Genomic DNA, 16802 nt, shown 5'->3' with positions numbered 1-16802 from the left:
CGCCCCGCGATCCTCACCCCACGATCCGCACACCGCGCCCCGCGATCCGCCCGGATACGCCAAAAGGCCGGACCCCCGAAGGGATCCGGCCTCTTGAACTAGAGCGGCTGCTTACGCGCCGGCGAGCTTCTCGCGCAGAGCGGCGAGGGCCTCGTCGTCGGCGAGCGTGCCGGCACCGGCCGACTCAGAGCTGAAGCTCTGGCCCGCGGCGGCGGCGCCACCGAAGTCGTCGCCCGCAGCGGCCTCGGCCTCGAGGGCCTTGGCGACGAGCGTCTTGTGCTGCTCCCAGCGAGCCTGCGCGGCGGCGTACTCGTCCTCCCACTTCTGGCGGGCCTCGTCGAAGCCCTCCAGCCACTGGTTGGTCTCGGGGTCGAAGCCCTCGGGGTACTTGTACTCGCCGTTCTCGTCGTACTCGGTGGTCATGCCGTACAGCGCCGGGTCGAACTCGGTGCCGTTGGGGTCGACCATCTCGTTCGCCTGCTTGAGCGAGAGCGAGATGCGGCGGCGGTCGAGGTCGATGTCGATGACGCGAACGAAGACCTCCTCGCCGACCGAGACGACCTGCTCAGCGAGCTCGACGTGCTTGTTCGACAGCTCCGAGATGTGCACGAGGCCCTCGATGCCGTCGGCGACGCGAACGAACGCACCGAACGGAACGAGCTTGGTGACCTTGCCCGGCGTGATCTGGCCGATCGCGTGGGTGCGGGCGAAGACCTGCCACGGGTCCTCCTGCGTCGCCTTGAGCGACAGCGAGACGCGCTCGCGGTCGAGGTCGACCTCGAGGATCTCGACGGTGACCTCCTGGCCCACCTCGACGACCTCGCTGGCGTGCTCGATGTGCTTCCACGACAGCTCCGAGACGTGCACGAGGCCGTCCACGCCGCCGAGGTCGACGAACGCACCGAAGTTGACGATCGACGAGACGACGCCCTTGCGGACCTGACCCTTGTGCAGGTTGTTCAGGAACTGCGTGCGCGTGGCCGACTGCGTCTCCTCGAGGAGGGCGCGGCGCGAGAGCACGACGTTGTTGCGGTTCTTGTCGAGCTCGAGGATCTTCGCCTCGATCTCCTGGCCGAGGTACGGCGTGAGGTCGCGGACGCGGCGCAGCTCGATGAGCGAGGCCGGCAGGAAGCCGCGCAGGCCGATGTCGACGATGAGGCCGCCCTTGACGACCTCGATGACGGTGCCGGTGACGACGCCGTCGTTCTCCTTGATCTTCTCCACGTCGCCCCAGGCGCGCTCGTACTGCGCGCGCTTCTTCGACAGGATCAGACGGCCTTCCTTGTCCTCCTTCTGGAGAACCAGGGCCTCGACGACGTCGCCGACGCTGACGACCTCGTTGGGGTCGACGTCGTGCTTGATGGAGAGCTCGCGCGAGGGGATGACGCCCTCGGTCTTGAAGCTGACGTCGAGCAGAACCTCGTCGCGGTCGATCTTGACGATCGTGCCCTCGATGATGTCGCCGTCGTTGAAGGACTTGAGAGTCTTCTCGACCGCGGCCAGGAAGTCCTCAGCAGAGCCGATGTCGTTGATCGCGACCTGCTTGGTGGCCGGGGCGGTCGTTGCGTTAGTCATGTAGTTGGTTTGCCTTATGGGGTTGGAGTCGGGCCTCGGATCGGGATCCCTCACGGACGTGCGGAACCGTGGATGAACCGAAGCGGTCTGGTTGGTTGTCGTACGTCACGCGGTGGGCCTGCCCGGCGAGCACGCCAGACCCCACGCACACGCGTGACACTTCAGGTTACCAGAGGGAACGCGGGCGGTGCGGGGGGGATTCCCGGGGTACAGATCCTTGCTTGGCAGCGCTCAAGGCTTTGTAACAGGCGCTCGCTGCAAACGAACTCGATCACATCTCGACCCGTCCAGGGGCGGGCTATGCGGCTTCCTCCGCGGACGGTAAGAGGTCGCCGTAGTGCTCGCGCAGGTATGCGAGCCCGTCGGAGACCGAAGGGTCGTGCTCGAGAGCCGACGTCACGAACTCGAGGCGCCGCTTGTTCTCGTCGATCACGTCCCGCCAGCGGCGGACATAGGCACGCACCTGCGGATGGCCTGCTTGCTTCTCCGGTTCAAACAGCAGGCCCATCTCGCGGTCGTCGCTCTTGATGCTGTTCTTCACGAGGTCATCGAAGTCCGTGACAAGCAGGATGAAGTCCCAAACGGCACGGTCGCTTGCGAACGCCGCGTTGCTGTTGACCGCGTTGATATAGTCCTCGAGCTGGTCGCGCTCCTTGCGAGAAGCCGTGATCCCCGGAGCCTTGAGTTCTACGACGAGGTGCCGGACCCGGTCGTGTTCCTGGAACTTCGCCGCGAAATGGAGGTCCGTTCGGCCGGACTTGCCATCCCACCGCTTCACGGGCTCCACTCCCGCCGAGGGCAATCCCTCGAGCCTGAGGTGCGTGCGCAGGAGCTCGGTGAGGCTGCGCTCACTACTCATCAGGTGGTACTCCTCGCCGAAGAGCCAGAGCTCTCGCTCAAGAATCTTGTGAAGGTGATCTCGTTCACCGACCTTGTCTGAGTCAACGGGATCGAACAGCAGATGCTCGAGACCCGCAAGGAACTTGTTCCGACTCGTGACAAGGTTCGTCGATCGAATCACGTTGGCGAGCGTCGACTCGGTCAGCAGCCGCGTCAGCGCCGATCGGTCTTCTTCGGAGAGGGCCGTGTACTCCGACAGGAGCACGCCGAGGTTCTCGGGGTCCGTCCGCAGCGCGTCCCGAACGAGGTTAAGCACTACCTTCTCGTTGGCCCTGCCTTTTGAGACACGAGGGACGACGGCGCTTGAGACCACGTCGAACAGCGCTCGCTCCGCCTTCTCGGGCTCGCTCTCGGCTTCCTCTTTGTATGGATAGATGCCCGTCTCTTTCCACTTCGAGACTTGCTTGCGCCGCTGATCTCGGCGTTGGGCGGCAAAGTGCTCGCGGATCGCCCTCTGCGCCGCCTTCCACACCGCGCCAGAGACGTCGTCAACGAGCTCTCCGAGACCCAGAACAGCGAGCGAATCCTCGGAGAAGTGGGGCCACGTGACATAGGCAGAAAACGGCAAGACGCCTTCGACGTCACCTCCTGGCGCTTCATGGACGAAGTGGCGGTCGTCCTTCCCGAAGTACAGGGCACGGTGGGTTCCGTTGCGCCACTCAATTATTCGGACGGTGACCGGCTTGTCCGGGTGGCCCGGGATGGGAGCCTCCAACGACTCATCCGCGACGATCTCGTCCTTCGGGTCGAGTGTCGACTCATCGAAGGTGACCGTCAGGCCAGGCTCGTTGAGCAGCACGGGCGCGAAGTGCGCGCGGAGCGCCGGCAGGGTCTTCTCGCTCTGCAGCGCGGTCAGACTTCGTACGCCGTCGTTCCAGGCGGTGACCATGGTCCCGGTCCTAGTGGCGGCTGAAGGAGTCGCCTCCCAGCGGAAGACGTGGCCGCTATCGCGAGAGCCCTCGATAATGACAGTTTCGTGAGTTCCCGCAGCGTTCACACTCTCGCTGCGCCACGCGACACGACCGCCGAGGGCGAATGCCCGCAGCCGCCCCTCGCCGCGCTTGCCATGAAGACCACGTTTACCGTTCTTTGAAGTCGTGGCTAGCGCCTTCCACGATCCGCCGATGCGGCCGTAGGCAGCTTCGACCTCGTCCGAGGTGATGCCGTGACCGTCATCTTCGACGACCACCGACTCGATGGCGTCCATGGCCGTCCGGTTGAGCACTACGCGCACGTTGTCAGCCTCGGCGTCGATGGCGTTCCAGATCAGTTCGGCTACGGCCCTCACCGGGTCGTGCTCGCGTGCCAGGCGGGTTACGAAGTCGGGGCTGGCTTGGAGGACGAGATCTCTCACGTGCCCACTCTAGGTATAACCGGGGACTTCGGTGGCAAGCGATCAGATCCCACGGCTCACAACGTAGGGCGACTGCAGAAGTAACGCGCCCGACTTCGCCTTCGCCGTAGATCCGACTGCGCCGTATCAGAACCGGAGGTCCTCGTCCGCCAACTCATCAGAATCTTCAGCGCTTGCGGCTGGAACCGGAACTGACCACGTGTGAGTCACCGACATCGTGCGGCTGTTTGGCTCGTACTGAGGGGGCATCTCGTTAACCTTCATCATTACGGGAACCCGGGCCGATACGCCCGCCATAATGCACACGCCGGTTGGGAGGATCGGCAAGGACTCGAAGGACACACGGTCCAGATAGGCCACCGCCTTCTCGACCGCTCGGATGTCCAAGTCGTTCACAAGACGGTGCAGGAAGTAATTGTGTAGCTGGGAGATGATCGTCGGCGAAATGTCGTGGGGACGCTGACTCGCGATCGTCAGGAAGACGCCGAACTTGCGGCCCTCCTTGACTACCGCCTCGAATGTTTCGAGGCGGTAGTCGCGCCACGCCTCGCTCTCGCGCGCCGATTCGAACGAGAGGATGTTGTGCGCTTCGTCGATGATCAGGTTGAGGTAACCATCGTCTGCCCGAGGAGCGGCCTTCTTCGTCTCGTACAAGTGCTTGCACAAGATCATCGGCAGCACCTTCCGCATGTCCAGATTGACGTCGCGGAGAGAAACCACAGTCAGAGGCTTTGACGCCACCATGTCGTCCGACACGACGATGAGTCTCTTGATGCCATCGATCCGTTCGTCCAGCCGTTTGATCAGCGGCCCGATGTGCTCACGGTTTGCGAATCCGTGGATGATATCGCGGTAGAACTGCATGACCAACTTGAACCGGACAAGATCCACGTCGGTGATCGACCTGAAGTCCTGTGCGACGCGCCCAAACCGGGCTCGAATGTTCGCATCCCACGTCGGGTTCGCGGCGTTGGCATACTCCGCGGTGGCTTTCCAGTAGAACGAGTTAGACTGTCCGCTCCGGAAGTCGAGGTTGTTGTTTACATCCTCGATCAGTCGACCGAAGTCATCGGAGGCCGCGGCGCCGAGGCAGGCGATCTGCTCCAGGAAGTTCACCGGCAGTCGCCGGTCCACGGACGGGTCCGTGTTGTGTGTCGCGCTGATGAAGAGGTTCGTGATCGCCGCCATCAGGTCGTCGCCGCTCTCGATCAGCTCCTCCCAATACTCGCTCTTGAGCACCCGGTTGACGAACGGCGCCTGTGTCTTTTCGGTGGCATCCAGAAGGATGTTCCAGAACGTCGGGTCATGAACCGCTGACTTGGGCAGCGGGAGCCTGTCGCCATCTGTCCGGCGCGTGGACAGCTTGTACTCCGCTTTCAGGCTCTCGCCCGCAATCACTGACGAAGACGGCACGTCTCCGTCGTCGCTGTTGACGTATTCGCCGTTGAAGTCGATAAGGACGAACTGGGACCGCTCGGCGAAGGCTGGCTGGTCGCCGAATCTCGCGAAGAGCTCGTGATAGAGCTTCGCCAAAGTGTAGGACTTGCCGCTACCAGTGTTCCCGAAGATGCCGACGTGGCTCGCAAATATCCCGTCAACGGCGATTTTGATGTTCTGCGTAGGCTCCATCGCCAGCACACCGACGGCGAGAGACATGTCGCCATCTCCCGTGAACGTGTGGATGGCCTCAAACTCTTCCTCAGTGAGGATGAAGCACTCGTTGTCCAGCAGGGGCATCTCGCGAACGCCACGGTAGAATTCATCGTTCTCCAGGTAGCCGATCAGACTGACGTCAAGTGCTCTGCTGAAAGTATCGGCCGAGCGCCGGTAGTCCTTCGATGCCGACCGGTCTTCGTCAACCCTCTCACCATCGACGACTGCGACAAGCTCGTTGAACCCCTTCGTGATCTTGACGTAGCTGCCCACCGCGACGTTCCGTACGATATCGCCCTTGTAGATCAGGTGAGAGCTGTTCTTGAGCTTGTCAACGGCAACGCGAACACGCCGCCCCTCTACCGATACGACCTTGCCGACGCTGAAAACGGCATCGCGTTGGAGGTGCGCCTCGTCATCAGGCGTCACTGCCAGCTCCCGAGGAGTTATTCAGTTTCAGCTCGATCACGTGGTCGGCCGTGAAGGGCTTCTCAGACAACAACGGCGTCAGGTAGTCGTCGACGAGTACGTCGAGGTCGATCTTCCGTTCGTCGCCCCCGTCCCTCGGCTCATGCGGCGCCACGAGCAGGATGTTGTTGTTCTTGACTTGCTCGTCGGGGAAGAGAACACGCATGCCGTCTCGCGCGCCGCGCGAGTAGCAGAAGACGATGACCTGCAGCGTCGGGTTGGCGCGAGCCGCACGCAACACCAGATCGAGTAGATGCTCGTCGCGGAAGGAGAAGCCATGGACGAGTAGAGCGCTGTTCTCTTTCTCAAGCTCATTCGCGAGTCGACGGATCAGTTCGTAGTAGGTCTTGTTCAGGACGGTAGTCGCGAACTTCGTTTTCTCCGGATTGACGATGCTCAGTTCGTGGTACGCATCCGTGAATGCCTGCCCATCTGCGTCAAGTCTCTTACCCGAAGCAGCTGCCATCAGCTTCGTTTCATCAACGTCGTCGGGTACAACGATCGGCAAGAGGCTTCCGGCGCGGACGGCTACGTCGAACGCTTCCTGAACCTTCTTTACGACCGACAGCTCGTGGTCGAAGTAGATCTCGTCGCCCTCCTGACGCCAGGCTGCTGAACCGTGGATCCGGAACAGGTTCACGACCGGGATCTCTGATCGGTATTCATAGTGCGTTCCCTGGCGCACTCGAAGCGTGCCGTACTCGCCAAGATCCAGGCGCGGGCGAAGCTTGCCCGAGAAGCCATCGTTCGTGTCGATCTCGAGTAGCTCAAGGGCCACTTCGAACGCCAGATCAACGTTAGTGGTGAAGATGTTCGCCTGTTTGCCGAGCAACGTACTGCGTCGCTTCAGCAGGATGCGGTTGATAGTGCTGACGAATCGGGAGTAGGACTTGATGAGGGAGCGCGCCGCGGGGTCGCGAGCAAGGAGCGGCAGGTTCGGCAACAAGACCTTGTCAAAGAAGTAGCCCTGTAGTGACGCTCGCACGAGGTTCGCCTCGGGATAGCCAGTGACGTAGTCGCCAACTCTGGTGAGCACGTTCTCGATGTCCCCGAGCTGCTCGAAAAAGGGGCTAGAGGTACCAGCGCCGATCAAGAAGCTCAAGTGCGAATCCTGCACGATCGTGCGCAAGCGCTCGACAGTGAGCCCGGCGGCCGGCTCCGCGCCGGTAGACGGGCCCGTAACACGCAGTTCGCTACTCATTGCTCGCACCCCCGCTGCCAAGCCCGAAGAACCGCTCGAAGAACCGGGTCAGTGCCTCGACCACGCGCTTCTTCTTCTCGCCGTGACCAGCCTCGCGGTTGAAACGCGAGACGGGCGGCAGGATGCGAGTGATCTCGGTGCCTGTCGTCCGCAGCTGGCCGTCACGGAAGGCACTATCGACGAACTCGCGCGTCTGGTCAGGTTTAAGGTTCTCCTGCTCGATGATTGCGTTGAGTTCCGCCTCACGCTTCGCCGCGATGAACGCGCTCCACTGCTCATCCACGGCGCCGCCTACGGAGATGGAGTCGACGAAGTTCTCCACGAGGTCGCGCTTGCTGCGCAGGCTCGGGCTGGCGTTGACGGCGCGGGAGATCTGGGCGCGGATCTCCTTGTCCTCGCCGTCGCCGAAGGATTCACGGTACTTCTCGACGAGCATGAGGATGTAGTCGACGTTGACCTCGACCTGCTTCACCAGCTCGATCTCGAAGACGACGTCGTCGTTGATGAGTTCCTTGTCTCCGTCGATCTTCGGGCGCCACTCGGCGTGAAGGTCGAGGTAGACGCTGCGATAGTCCTGGTACTGCCGATCCGTGAGCGGGTCCTGGCCGGCGAACTCGTCGAACGCGGTGAGGATGTTCCGTAGTCGGAGGATGGCGCTGAACAGCTGGATGAACTGCTTCTGCGCGGCCTCGCCGATGATCGGCTGCCCGAGCGGGAAGCTCGCCAGCATCTCGGTCACCTTGTCGGCGTACTCGCTGTAGTAGTCGTCGAACGGCTTGAGCAGCACGACCCCTCGAGCGCCCTTGTTGCCGAACAGCTCGAGCGCGGCGTTGGTCTCGTCCTCGAGGTCTCGGAACGCGACGATGTGGCCGTAGGTCTTGACGGAGTTGAGGATGCGGTTGGTGCGCGAGTAGGCCTGGATGAGGCCGTGGGCGCGGAGGTTCTTGTCGACGAACAGGGAGTTCATCGTCGTCGCGTCGAAGCCAGTCAGGAACATGTTGACCACGATGACAAGGTCGATCTCGCGGTTCTTCATCCGCTGCGACAGGTCCTTGTAATAGTTCTGGAACTTGTCGGCGCTGGTGTCGTAGCTGGTGCCGAAGAGGAAGTTGTAGTCCTTGATCGCGTACTCGAGGAAGTCCCGAGAGCTCCCGTCCATGCCCTCGGTGTCGAACGCCTCGTCGTCGAGGATCCCGTCCGCCTGCTCCTCATTCGCGCCGTAGCTGAAGATCACGCCCACCTTGAGTCGGCGATCGGGAGGCAGGCTCAGCATCTGCGCCTGGAACTCGTTGTAGTAGCGCTTGGCGGCCTCGATGGAGGCGGTCGCGAAAAGTGCGTTGAAGCCGCGGATGCGCTTCTTCTCGCGGATCGCTTCGAGTGCCTTCCGCGTGCGGACCGACTCGGCGACGTTGGTGACGATGGAGTGCTCGTAGCCGGCGACGTCTCGCTTGGTCTTCTGATCGAAGTGCTCGAGCGTGTACTTCACGATCTCGCTGATGCGGCGGGGGTCGAGCAGCGCCTTCTCGGCATCGATTGCCGGTACCTGCTTGTCGATGACGGTGCCGACCTTGACGGTGTTGACGTAGTCGATCTTGAACGGCAGGACGTTCTTGTCGGTGATGGCGTCGACGATCGTGTAGGTGTGGATCGCCATCTGGTGCGGCTCGGGTGGGCACGTGGCCGGGTCGCCGTGCTGGAAGCAGCCGAAGGCCTGTGCCGTGGTGCGAAGCGTCGGGTTGCCGCCCGTGCCGGCGTTGGCGGCGAAGATCGGGGTGCCGGTGAAGCCGAACAGGTTGTAGCGCTTGAACGCCCTCGTGATGGCCTCGTGCATGTCGCCGAACTGCGATCGGTGGCACTCGTCGAACACGATCACGACGTGGCCCGAGTAGATCTCGTGCCCCTTGTTCGCCTTGATGAACGTGGCGAGCTTCTGGATCGTCGTGATGATGATCGGCTGGTTGGTCTTGCCGTTCTTGAGCGTTGCGCCATTGGGCTTCGTGAGCTGCTCCGCCAGCACGCTCGTGCTCGTGTTGCTGTTCGCGGAACCCGGCGCAAAGCGGTCGTACTCGCGCATCGTCTGGTAGTCGAGGTCCTTACGGTCCACGACGAACAGCACCTTGTCGACGCTCGGCAGCTTCGACGCCAGCTGCGCCGTCTTGAACGACGTCAACGTCTTGCCGGAGCCGGTGGTGTGCCAGACGTAACCGCCGGCGTCGATCGTGCCGAGTCGCTTGTAGTTGGTCGAGATCTCGATCCTCTGCAGGATCCGCTCCGTCGCGACAATCTGATACGGCCGCATGACCAGCAGGTCGCGGTCGGCGGTCAGCACGCAGTAGCGGGTGAGGATGTTGAGCAGCGTGTGCTTGGCGAAGAAGGTCTTCACGAACGCCGTCAGATCCTGAATCGGCTTGTTCTGTGCGTCGGCCCACCACGATGTGAACTCGAAGGAGTTGCTCGTCTTCTTCCCCTTGCCGCCGCTGGCTGCCTTCTTCTGCTCGTCTAGGTGCTTCGAACGCGTCGAGTTCGAGTAGTACTTGGTGAGAGTGCCGTTGCTGATCACGAACAACTGGACGTACTCGAACAGGCCAGAACCGGCCCAGAAGCTGTCGCGCTGGTAACGGTTGATCTGGTTGAACGCCTCGCGGATGTCGACCCCGCGGCGCTTCAGCTCGATGTGCACCATCGGGAGGCCGTTGACCAGCACCGTCACGTCGTAGCGATTGGCGTACTTCGCGCCGCCCTCACCCTGTCCGATCTCGTACTGGTTGATGACCTGCAGATGGTTGTTGTGGATGTTCGTCTTGTCCAGCAGCGTGATGTTCTTCGTCGAACCGTCCTCACGCTTCAGGATCTGGACATGGTCCTCCTGGACGCGCACTGTCTTCTCGATGATGCCGTCGTTCTGACCCGCGATCTTCGTTGTGAAGAACGTCTCCCACTCGGTATCCGAGAAAGTGATGCCGTTGAGCCGTTCCAGCTGCACACGCAAGTTCGCCACCAGCTGTGCCTCGGAGATCACCGGCAGATACTCATACGCCTGTGCCTCGAGCAGACGAATCATCTCGCGCTCGAGGTCCGCCTCTGACTGGTAGGCAGACTCGGCGTGAGCATCCGGAACATACTCCGCGACGACCGTGCTCTCGGCGGAGACAGCGATCGGGTCGTACTTGCGAGCAGGCGCGTCACTCATGCCAGGAGCTCCTTGAAGGTCAGAAGCCGATCACGGTAGAACTCGTACTGCTTGCGACGAGCCGTGAGCTCCGCGGGGAGACCACTGGTTAAGTCGTTAGTGAGGCTCTCGAAGTTATCGAGTAGCGATATGAGCCGATCTTGCTCTTCGAGGGTCGGTACCGGCACGAGTACCCGGCGAAGCGAAGCCATAGAGACGCTCGCAACCGTCGATCCATCTGCAACCCCCAAGATACGCGTACGAATGCCTCCGGAGCGCAAGAGATGAATCAGGAACCGCGAACGGATCATGTCCTTCTTCGGAGTCAATGCGTAGACGCCTTCCTTAATGTTCCAATCGCGGGGCTCCTCAGCGACCAGCGCCGTCCGGCCGATCGTTCCAGTGCCTGAAAACAAGACATCGCCGGCTCGCAAACGGGAGCGCGCCTGAATGCGAGCCAACCCAGCATCATCCACTCGGTCAGTCTTCTCTGTTGGGCGTACCGTAAATCCGGCGAGCTCGCGAACTGTGATGTAATGGTTCGTTGCGCCGGGCGGGTTCAGCTTGAAGTTCTGGCGGGGATTAAGACCGGTTCGCAATTCCTCGATAACATCACCGAGCGCAATTTTGGTGACCGAATCACCAAAGGCGAGCAGGTCCTCCCGATAGTGCTCATACTGCGCGCGACGGGCTTCCAGCTCCGCTTCGAGCTCCGCTTCCAGCTGAGTGAACTTATCCAATACTCCCACAATCTCACGCTGGATCTCGAGAGGCGGGACGGGGATTTGAATCTTCGCTAGGGAATCACCGGAGACGCGGCGGACCTTCGTGCCCGAGATAAATCGGCGCTTCTGATCCTGAAAAGAGGTCGACTGGAAGAAGTACGACACATATTTCGGGTCGAGCTCGTGACGGTAGATGTACGCGTCACCGCTCACGACAACATCGGTGGCTCCGAGCCAGGCAGTAGCCTTCGCCACGGCGGCGTCGTCTTCACTGGTCGTCGCGATCAGCAGGTCGCCAGGGTGTGCATGACGAAGCTTCGCAGCGATCACCTCTTCGGTGAACGACTTAGCCTCGGTAGCCCACACACCGTAATGGGTGTGGATCTGGCCGTAATGAATTGCCGGAACCCCCTCCTCGCGAAGGTCCGATTTCTGAAGCCCGTTTCCTCGAACGAAAACGCCAACCTGGCCAAGCGCCGTCAGCGCGACCCCGTGGGGGCAGAGGTCTGCGACGAGGTCATCGATCCGGCTCACTTCGAGCCCTCCAGGTCAGCCACGATCTCGTCGATCGCCGTGCGGAGCTCGGCCTGGCGGGCGACGATGCGTGCGATCTCGGCGTTCAGCTCGGTGATGTCGACCTCTTCGCGGGTGTCCTCGGCTTCGATGTAACTGGACACCGCGATGTTGTAGCCGTTGTCCGCGATGTCCTCGTTGCTCACCAGCTTCGCGAAGTGGTCTTCGTCCTCGCGACGCTCGTAGGCGCCGAGGATGTTCTGCTGGTTGTCCGACAGCAGCTTGTTCTTGTTGCCGACGCGCTGGAACTCGGCCGAGGCGTTGATGAACAGGACGTCGTTGGTCTTCTTCGACTTCTTGAGCACCAAGATGCAGGTCGCGATGGTGGTACCGAAGAAGAGGTCCGGCGGCAGCTGGATGACGGCGTCGACGTAGTTGTTGTCGATCAGGTACTTGCGGATCTTCTGCTCCGCTCCCCCGCGGTACAGCACCCCAGGAAACTCAACGATGGCTGCAGTGCCGTTGACCGCCAGCCAGCTGAGCATGTGCATCGTGAAAGCGAGGTCGGCCTTCGACTTCGGCGCCAGCACACCGGCCGGCGCGAACCGCTCGTCGTTGATGAGCAGCGGATTGGCATCGCCCTCCCACCTGATCGAGTACGGCGGGTTGGAAACGATCGCCTCGAACGGCTCATCGTCCCAGTGCTGCGGGTCGATCAGGGTGTCGCCGTGGGCGAGGTTGAAGTCGGCGTAGTTGATGTCGTGCAGGAACATGTTGATCCGCGCCAGGTTGTACGTGGTCAGGTTGATCTCCTGCCCGTAGAACCCCTGGCGGACGTTGTTCTTGCCGAGCACCTTGGCGAACTTCAGCAGCAGCGAGCCCGAGCCGACGGCCGGGTCGTAGACCTTGTTGACCGACTTCTTACCCGAGACCGCAATGCGCGCCAGCAGCTCCGACACCTCCTGCGGCGTGTAGTACTCACCACCGGACTTGCCCGCGTTCGCCGCGTACATCTGCATCAGGTACTCGTAGGCGTCGCCGAACAGGTCGATCGAGTTGTCCTCGAAGCGCCCCAGGGGCAGGTCGCCGATGGCGTCCAGCAGCTTCACGAGCTTCTCGTTGCGACGGGCGACGGTGGAGCCGAGCTTGTTGCTGTTGACGTCGAGATCGTCGAACAGCCCCTTCAGATCATCCTCGGAGTCGGTGCCAAGCGCGGAGCCCTCGATGTTCTTGAACACGCGCTCGAGCGTCTCGTTGAGGTTCTCGTCCTCAGCGGCGCGACGGCGCACATTGACGAACAGCTCGCTCGGGAGGATGAAGAAGCCCTTCTCCGCCACGACGTCCCGGCGAGCGAACTCCGCCTGATCGTCAGGCAGCTTCGCGTAGTCGAAGGACTCGTCGCCGGCTTCGCGCTCGCCCTTGTTGATGTACGCAGTCAGGTTCTCGGAGATGAATCGGTAGAACAGCATCCCGAGCACGTAGCTCTTGAAGTCCCACCCATCGACGGAGCCTCGGAGATCGTTCGCGATGCGCCAGATCGTCTTGTGCAGCTCAGCGCGCTGGGCTTCCTTCGTGGTGGGTGCCATGCGGGTCTACTCCTGTGAGGTGAGCGCGGGCGAACTCGCGGCCTCGCCGCGTTGCCGTGTCCGGGTACAGATGGATACTTTCACGCGGCTCCGACATCGCGCGCGAGGCGCGCACCCCGCTAGTCCGCGAGCACCCACACACGCTTGAGCGGGAGGCGCGACTGGATGTCGTCGGGCAGGCGGTCGTACGTGCGCAGCACGGCGTCGACGACGTCTTCCGCGGTCCAGGCGCGAAGACGGAACTGCTGCTTGTAGACGTTGTCCTTTGCCGGCTTGGTCAGGCCGCCCCATGCCACCAGGAGACCGTGGTCGGCGCCCTGCTCGTGCACCACGCCGCTGAGGTCGCGAACCACGCCGTCCGACACCTGGCCGCCGGACTTCACCTGGACCACCACGCGAGGCGAGTCCATGCCGAGCACCCCGCGGCCGGCGATCACGTCGATCCCACGGTCGGCGCCCACCGGCGACTTGCGGCACACGAATCCCTCCGCCTCAAGGATGGCGGCGACCAGGACCTCGAGCCCGTCGCCGACGAACTCCTCGGAGATGCGCGCCATGATGCGGTCTCGCGCCACCTCGAGCAGATCGGTCTGCGACTCCGGCTCGTCGACATCGTCGTCGTTTGTCACCGCGCCGGCGCCCTTGGTAGACGTGCCGACGCCCAGCTGCCCGGGGTCCACCCCTGTCTCCATCAGCGCCTCGAGACGCTGCTCGGCGGCGCCTCGAGAGGGCGCGAAAATGGTGAGCGCGCTTCCCAGGGTGTAGAGCAGGTCCTGCTTGACCGCCGTCCGGGGCAGGTCCGTGACCTTCCATTCGACCTCGACCACGTGCCGACGATCTGCCGGCATGTCGTCGCCGAGGTAGCGGTACCCGCCGATCACCCGGCCGAGCGCGATCGTGCCGCCGCCGTTCTTCAGGGGAAGCGCGAGCAGGTCGCCCGGCTGAACGCGCGAACGAAGGGCGTAGAGCTGGCCGGTGTAGTTCGGGTGCACCTTTGGGCTGTCGGGGTACATCCGCGCCACCAGCTCGGCGATCTCCTCGCGAGTCTCGTACGGCGTGAGGTCGGGCACTTCCTGCCAGCCGCCGCCCGAAAATCCGTTCTCAAGCGCCCAGTCCTCGCGCTCGCCGTACCGACCTGCCCTGATCACCCATGCCCGCGCCATCGCACGCTCCCTTCTCGCAGCCGCATTGACACTATCGGCTCGCGTCCGGCGGGCGTCAGCGTACGGCGGGAGGAGCGCACCGGCCGCGCCGCCGCCCACAATCCACCGGCTGGCGCCAGTATCCACGTTCAGCGGGCGCGATGTCGGAGGTCCGCGCTACATTGCCCCTGTCGACCCCGCGTAAGGAAGGGCATTTGTCATGGCTGTTGGGTATCGCGCCGTGTTTCGAGTCGATCCAGCCAACGACGCCATCCAGCTCGCCGACGACGTCCTCCACGATTGGCTCAAGTCAAAGAGGCCGCGTCGTCAGCGCCGCGATGATGTCAGTTGGACAGTGCAGGGGATCCACAAGGTCTCAGGCTCCGTAGAGCTTCACGTCACACATAGCGACCACGAGCAGGACGGCAGTCGCCGGCGCCTCTACCGCCTTATCGAAAGCAACCCGGCGGGTCGCTTCACGGTTTCGATCTTCGCTGCCTCACTACCCTCGGCGCGACCGCACCCGCAAACGCTCGTCGTCGAGGTTCAGAAGGACGAAGTCGACAGGGACAGCGCGATCGACGCGATCTCACCGCCACGCCTTGTGCGCTCTTTGCTCGATACCGCACTGATCAGGAACGGTACTACTCTCCTCAGCGGCACGCCCATCGTCATCCGCCCGGGCGACGAGCGGCTCGTGCTTGACGCAATCACCGACCCCGAACGCACGGTTTCCGTATACGTCGCCGCGTCACCGTCGCGAGACCGTGACGCGAACTGGCGCAATATTGTCGAGCGACTCACGAAGGAGAGCGCTGGCGTAGCAGTGGCGTTCTCGGTGTGTGCAGACGCCGTGGAGTCGCTCAACTCATTGCTACCGGAGTCTCATCGCGTTCAAGTAGGGAACGTGCGGACCTTCATGCCTAGAGTCAATCTCGAGAGTCCCGCAGACGCTCTACGCCACAAGTGGATCGGCCCCGCGACGATGGCGCGGTCCATTCGGAACGGCAGGGTGTCCGACGGAATGCAACGCCGTCACGCCCGCGTGGCGCGCCGAAGATTTGTGGAGATGGACCTGCCTGCCGACGTGCGCAGGACGATCGATCTTCTTCGGCGAGCTGAGACATCTGTTGAGCGAGCCGAACGCGTCGCCACGATCCTCCGCGATAAACCGGTTCCCCTCACCGCCCCGCTACCCACCGTCGAGGTTGCCAAGAACCGAGCGGTTGAAAGCGCACCGCTCACCCCGTGGTACGAGCGCGGCAGAAGCTTGATCAAGCGCTGGCTCGGTATCGACGACGCGACACCCGGCCATTTCGTTGGTCTCAATGACTTCATCGTCACAAAGACGACCGAACTCACGGTTGCCGAACAGCAGCTCGACGAAGCCGCCAACACCGAGCAGGAGCTGCGCGTCGAACTCGGCGAGTTGCACAAGCGGTTCGAGGACAATGCGCTGGATCTCGCGCAGGCGGAAGAGGAGTTGCAGGAGGCGCGTCGGGAGGCATCGATTCTCCGCAGGCGCCTCGCTCAGAGCGAGCAGCCCGAAGCGGCCCACGTCGAGCCAGACGATGAGGCATGGGAAGCACCGAACACGCTCGAGGAACTGATCGGACGGCTGAAGTCACAAGATTGTCCGGCGACACGGGTGGAGTTCACCGGTTCGGAGAGCGCCGCCCTCGAGATCGACAAGCGGGATGCTCTCGGCATGTACGCCAAGATGTTCTGGCGATACATCCGCGTCCTTCATGAGTACGCCGAAGCATGCGCTGACGGAACCTTCTCGGGTTCCGTCCACACGTACCTCGCAGACGGCCGTGGCCAGGGCGTCACCCCAACCCGCCACGCAGCGAGAGAGAGCGACTCTGTCCTCAACAACGCGAAATGGCGAGCCGAACGAGTGTTTCCGGTGCCGACAGATGTTCACGAGTCCGGAAGGATCCTCATGGACGCTCATTTCAAGCCGACCCATCGAGACACGTTTGCTCCGCGCATGCACTACTACGACGACACTGCGGGCACGGGCAAGATCTATGTCGGTTACATCGGCCGCCACCTAACCAACACGTTGACCTGAGAGTGGTGGTCGGAAGCTTCGCGCCGTACCCTTCCCCTCATGACCGTCCCACGCCGCATCGCCCGCGTCCTGCTCGGCACCGCCCTCGTCGGGGCCGGGGTGTCGCACCTCACCGTGGCGCGGAAGGAGTTCCGGGCGCAGGTGCCCGAGTTCGTGCCGCTCGATCCCGACGCCACCGTCGTGATCTCGGGCGTCAAGGAGATCCTGCTCGGAATGCTGCTGGTGTTCGCGCGCAAGCGGCGGCGGCTGGTCGGGTGGATCGCCGCCGCATTCTTCGTCGCGATCTTCCCCGGGAACATCGCGCAGTGGATGCACGAGCGCGACGGGTTCGGGCTTGACACCGAGGAGAAGCGGTTCGCGCGGCTGTTCTTCCAGCCCGTGCTCGTCGCGTGGGCACTGTGGTCCACGCGATCCGGCGAGCGCCGGCTCAAGGGCTGAG

At 62.7% G+C, this 16802-nt stretch carries 10 protein-coding genes; 2 read left to right on the top strand and 8 right to left on the bottom strand.

Going from position 1 to position 16802, the window contains the following annotated elements; genetic code table 11:
• Positions 1-111: 111 nt before the first annotated feature.
• The 8 genes from rpsA to ACYVJ0_RS00165 all read right to left on the bottom strand — a co-directional run bounded on the left by rpsA (position 112) and on the right by ACYVJ0_RS00165 (position 14307).
• Entirely contained in the window at positions 112-1575 is a 1464-nt protein-coding gene (gene rpsA, locus ACYVJ0_RS00200) for a 30S ribosomal protein S1 (RefSeq protein ID WP_460815211.1), read from the bottom strand.
• A gap of 298 nt (positions 1576-1873) precedes the next feature.
• Positions 1874-3829, bottom strand: a complete 1956-nt coding sequence (locus ACYVJ0_RS00195; protein ID WP_460815209.1) for an ATP-binding protein — start codon at positions 3827-3829, stop codon at positions 1874-1876.
• Between the two features lie 126 nt (positions 3830-3955).
• Positions 3956-5911, bottom strand: coding sequence for an ATP-binding protein (locus tag ACYVJ0_RS00190; protein ID WP_460815208.1), 1956 nt, complete (start codon positions 5909-5911; stop codon positions 3956-3958).
• The gene (locus ACYVJ0_RS00185; RefSeq protein WP_460815206.1) at positions 5901-7151 is read right to left on the bottom strand and encodes a hypothetical protein; all 1251 of its coding nucleotides are present in this window, start codon (positions 7149-7151) and stop codon (positions 5901-5903) included. Before ACYVJ0_RS00185 ends, ACYVJ0_RS00190 begins: the two co-directional genes overlap by 11 nt.
• Complete coding sequence (locus ACYVJ0_RS00180) at positions 7144-10341, bottom strand: type I restriction endonuclease subunit R (protein WP_460815204.1); 3198 nt, start codon at positions 10339-10341, stop codon at positions 7144-7146. The genes ACYVJ0_RS00185 and ACYVJ0_RS00180 overlap by 8 nt, the downstream gene beginning before the upstream one ends.
• On the bottom strand, positions 10338-11579 hold the full coding sequence (locus ACYVJ0_RS00175) for a restriction endonuclease subunit S (RefSeq protein ID WP_460815202.1): 1242 nt from the start codon (positions 11577-11579) through the stop codon (positions 10338-10340). Before ACYVJ0_RS00175 ends, ACYVJ0_RS00180 begins: the two co-directional genes overlap by 4 nt.
• On the bottom strand, positions 11576-13144 hold the full coding sequence (locus tag ACYVJ0_RS00170) for a type I restriction-modification system subunit M (RefSeq protein WP_460815200.1): 1569 nt from the start codon (positions 13142-13144) through the stop codon (positions 11576-11578). The genes ACYVJ0_RS00175 and ACYVJ0_RS00170 overlap by 4 nt, the downstream gene beginning before the upstream one ends.
• A gap of 119 nt (positions 13145-13263) precedes the next feature.
• Positions 13264-14307, bottom strand: coding sequence for a restriction endonuclease (locus ACYVJ0_RS00165; RefSeq protein ID WP_460815198.1), 1044 nt, complete (start codon positions 14305-14307; stop codon positions 13264-13266).
• Positions 14308-14506: 199 nt separating this feature from the next.
• Here ACYVJ0_RS00165 and ACYVJ0_RS00160 point away from each other — a divergent pair, with 199 nt between their 5' ends.
• Together ACYVJ0_RS00160 and ACYVJ0_RS00155 are read left to right on the top strand one after the other, a co-directional pair.
• Entirely contained in the window at positions 14507-16363 is a 1857-nt protein-coding gene (locus ACYVJ0_RS00160) for a hypothetical protein (RefSeq protein WP_460815196.1), read from the top strand.
• A gap of 39 nt (positions 16364-16402) precedes the next feature.
• Entirely contained in the window at positions 16403-16801 is a 399-nt protein-coding gene (locus ACYVJ0_RS00155; RefSeq protein WP_460815195.1) for a DoxX family protein, read from the top strand.
• Position 16802 lies beyond the last annotated feature (1 nt).

The organism is Microbacterium petrolearium (genome assembly GCF_054782875.1).
Note: the sequence above shows the minus strand (reverse complement) of the source record. Positions and strands in the feature narration are given on the sequence as shown.

Coding starts and splice junctions, on each gene's coding strand:
- rpsA (WP_460815211.1), bottom strand. CDS start 1,575: ATGACTAACGCAACGACCGCCCCGGCCACCAAGCAGGTCGCGATCAAC.
- ACYVJ0_RS00185 (WP_460815206.1), bottom strand. CDS start 7,151: ATGAGTAGCGAACTGCGTGTTACGGGCCCGTCTACCGGCGCGGAGCCG.
- ACYVJ0_RS00180 (WP_460815204.1), bottom strand. CDS start 10,341: ATGAGTGACGCGCCTGCTCGCAAGTACGACCCGATCGCTGTCTCCGCC.
- ACYVJ0_RS00170 (WP_460815200.1), bottom strand. CDS start 13,144: ATGGCACCCACCACGAAGGAAGCCCAGCGCGCTGAGCTGCACAAGACG.
- ACYVJ0_RS00165 (WP_460815198.1), bottom strand. CDS start 14,307: ATGGCGCGGGCATGGGTGATCAGGGCAGGTCGGTACGGCGAGCGCGAG.
- ACYVJ0_RS00160 (WP_460815196.1), top strand. CDS start 14,507: ATGGCTGTTGGGTATCGCGCCGTGTTTCGAGTCGATCCAGCCAACGAC.
- ACYVJ0_RS00155 (WP_460815195.1), top strand. CDS start 16,403: ATGACCGTCCCACGCCGCATCGCCCGCGTCCTGCTCGGCACCGCCCTC.